Consider the following 3134-nt stretch of genomic DNA (forward strand, 5'->3'; position numbering starts at 1 on the left):
GTGTTTCCCACAATGCTGTCAGCCCGGTTCACCACATCCCTGCCGGTCTGGATAAACGGTGCATCCGGTGAAAGAATGTCTTTCGGCTTGTTCATGAATGACTCTGTAATGGTTTTTCCGGTTTCACCGGTCGCCCATTCCGTGGTGCCGTCATTTTTCAGGCCGCCATCCCCGCCGGCAGTCACGCCACCGTAATATTTTGTCTCGTCCGGATTCGCGTTATAGCCGGGGATACTCTCCTGTGGCTTAAAGCCCTGAATACTGCTGCTTCCCTGCCCTTTGATCTGGTGAGCAAAATCAGAACCGGCCCGGTAATCACTGTTGCTGTCAGCCTGTGCCATGCCGGCAACCAGAGCCAGTATCAGAGGTAAAATACGTTTCATTTCCCGGAATCTCCTTTCCCTGCCAGTAAATCATGAGCCACCTGCCGGCAGTCACCCGTGGCGGCCACTTTCTCCAGCGCCTGGCCGACCCGCAGGTTTCCCCGGATGATGTCGTATCCCTGACTGCAGAACACCACCAGTGCCGGTACAGTGCGAATGCCGTACTGTGAAAACAGCGTCGGGTCGATCTGAACACCATCAGTCGCTCCGTCTTTCACCAGGGACAACACAGCTTCAGCGGTGGTCTTCAGGTCATTGTTCACCATGCCCCGCAGTGTGGCCGGAATACCGTAGTGCCGGGTTTCGCCCAGCATTCGTTTCAGCCCCTCTTCGGGAATGGAAAACGACACAAAATACAGAGCACCCTGCCGGGGTTTCCCGTCCTGCGAAGCCTGCTGTTTACGAACCAGCTCATCCAGGAAATGGTTATCTGAACGCTGAAGGGGGGTTTCCAGCACCTGTTTCTCCGCCCAGGCTTTCAGCTGATGGTCAGGTTTTTCACGCAGTTGTCTGCTTAAATTTTCCTGCTGCTTCAGGAACTGGCGGTTTTCAGGAGTGTTCACGTTTTCTGACGCCATAACCGCCCCGTTCAGCATCATCAGCAGTGCTGCCAGAGATTTCATACTCAGCTTCATCATTCACCTCACAGGAAGACACAGTTACGTTTACGCCACATCAGGTAGCCGAAGTTTTTCTTTGTGTTGGGCGGATTTTTCCCGGTTTCCCAGCGGGTCACGCTGCGCCCGAACGGGTGGCACTGCCCGCTGTCCGGATACATATTCACCATCTGGTAACGCCAGCGTTCTTTGGGCAGGATTGGGGACGGATATTCATTACAGACGGCGTTATTTTTCCCGATGGTTTCCATAATCATGCCCTGACGGTGCAGCTTGAACGCCATGCGTTCACTGACCAGCAGGGAGGACTGCAACGGACTGGACTCATTACTCACCCAGCCATTGAACGGGTACATACTTCCCTGCTAACCGGCACACCAGAACAGAACAACGAGAGGCATATTAAAGGCGCTGTCAATCGCATCTGCTGCGCAGGCTCCCTGTGCTATCGGATAGGCAAAGATGACAGCTTCCGGATTGAGAATGGTGGTCAGGCTGCTGTCCGTCCAGGTGGGGTCGATTTCAGAAAGATAAGCGATATCCAGGTCACCACCTTCCAGACAGCCCAGCGATGTGATGATGTTCAGCCAGTACGTCAGCGGGTATTTGTACCAGTGAACGTGATAGAACGCCCCATTTACCTGCTTCTCATCCTTTTTCGCCGTTCCCTGTGCCGTTTTACCAAAAGCCGGCAGGCTGAAGCCCAGGTTCACCATGCATCCCGGTGACCGGGTGACGTCCGTCAACGCCATCGGCTCCCAGTAACCAATGGCCAGCCCGATACGCCTGAACAGCGGCGGCGGTGCCGGACAAATCTGAATGGGCATCGACGGGTTCGCCGTGTCGGGGACCTTACCCTGACTGACTTTGATACTGCCCAGCGAGAGCGGGAAAATACAGCTCCAGCAGATATCTGTGATCGGGTTTACAAAACGCCCCTCACAGGCAGAATCCGCAGACGCCGCAGGGACATGACCGGCGAAAAGGAATAACATCAGCAGCCACAGCCTTCGCTTCATTTTCTGCCCTCCTCTGCCGGAATAAATTCCACCTTCAGGAAGCGATCGCCGGGAACGGCGCTCACCCGTGCCGGGACCTGATCAATGCCGAGGCGCTGGCAGAGCACACCGTTCTGGTCAAAGTAAACACGGCTGTCCAGAGACTTCTGCATCTCCGGGATACTGCCCTGCACGAGGATAATTTTGCTCTCCAGTGTGGGCGGCGTCTGGCGTTTCATCCAGGCCACCTGCGCCGGATCATCGCCATTGATGAAATACAGCGTCTGGTTAAAAGGAACATACTGCAGCGGATTCATCACTTCACCCTGACGGGCAAACACCCGCCCTTCGTTATCCCGGATATCCGCAGCCAGTCTGACGGACGGGTCAAACAACCGGCTGCCGTATTTCTCCGTGCGTCCGATACCGGGCACGGCAGGGGGCCGCAGACTGTTGCGGATCACCCGCTCCTTAAAGGCATCCATTTTCCGGCCCATCTCACCGGACTGCTCCAGTGCCGTCAGGCGCTGCATGATCACCGTCAGCATGTCCGGCTCCTTTACCGGCCACAGATCGCCCCAGGTACCAAGATCGGCGGCGGCCACACTCTGCCCCCATATCAGCAGGGCAATCAGCCCCCGGCATCTCATGGTTCCGCCCTCATTCGCCGGGCAATATCCTGCTGGATTTCCCGGGTGATATCCGGTGCCCCCTGTACCACAGCAGGCGACACCAGAATGACCGCGTGGTGTTTCTGCTGCCACGCCTGCAGGCTGGCTTCCAGTGCCGTGTTAAAACGCGCTGAAAGGGCTTTTGACTGCGCTTCTGACAGTTGTTTCTGACTGGCTCTGTCAAAAAACGCATCCACGGTCTGTTTCATGTTGAAGGCGACAGTCACCGGTGCGTTCAGTCTGACAATGCCGTAACTGACGGCTGCGTTCAGTAACACCATTGCCAGGCATCCCGGCACCGTCCACCACCAGTGGCTGCGTCGTTCTGCCATGACGTCGGCGGGTTTCTGCGTTGAACTCATGCCACACTCCTGTATTTCTCATGTTCTTCCAGCCAGGCTTCCAGCGAAGCCATTTCCGGCCCTGACTTCGTCCACGCCAGCTGCCACACTGCCTCATGAATAC

General features: G+C 56.2%; 4 protein-coding genes and 1 pseudogene. All 5 read right to left on the reverse strand.

The window, feature by feature from the left end; translation table 11 throughout:
- On the reverse strand, window positions 1-383 hold a 383-nt coding region (locus RTW80_RS23485; RefSeq protein WP_216350180.1), incomplete at its 3' end, for a hypothetical protein.
- Entirely contained in the window at window positions 380-1018 is a 639-nt protein-coding gene (gene trbC, locus RTW80_RS23490; RefSeq protein ID WP_000777700.1) for a type-F conjugative transfer system pilin assembly protein TrbC, read from the reverse strand. The genes trbC and RTW80_RS23485, both read right to left, overlap by 4 nt.
- Window positions 1019-1026: 8 nt before the next feature.
- Window positions 1027-2019: pseudogene (gene traU, locus RTW80_RS23495) on the reverse strand (conjugal transfer pilus assembly protein TraU).
- Complete coding sequence (gene traW, locus RTW80_RS23500; RefSeq protein WP_001203720.1) at window positions 2016-2648, reverse strand: type-F conjugative transfer system protein TraW; 633 nt, start codon at window positions 2646-2648, stop codon at window positions 2016-2018. Before traW ends, traU begins: the two are co-directional and overlap by 4 nt.
- Window positions 2645-3031, reverse strand: coding sequence for a type-F conjugative transfer system protein TrbI (gene trbI / locus RTW80_RS23505; RefSeq protein ID WP_000099686.1), 387 nt, complete (start codon window positions 3029-3031; stop codon window positions 2645-2647). Before trbI ends, traW begins: the two co-directional genes overlap by 4 nt.
- Between the last annotated feature and the right edge of the window lie 103 nt (window positions 3032-3134).

Source organism: Escherichia sp. AM3 (genome assembly GCF_032029835.1).
Classification (GTDB): domain Bacteria; phylum Pseudomonadota; class Gammaproteobacteria; order Enterobacterales; family Enterobacteriaceae; genus Escherichia; species Escherichia coli.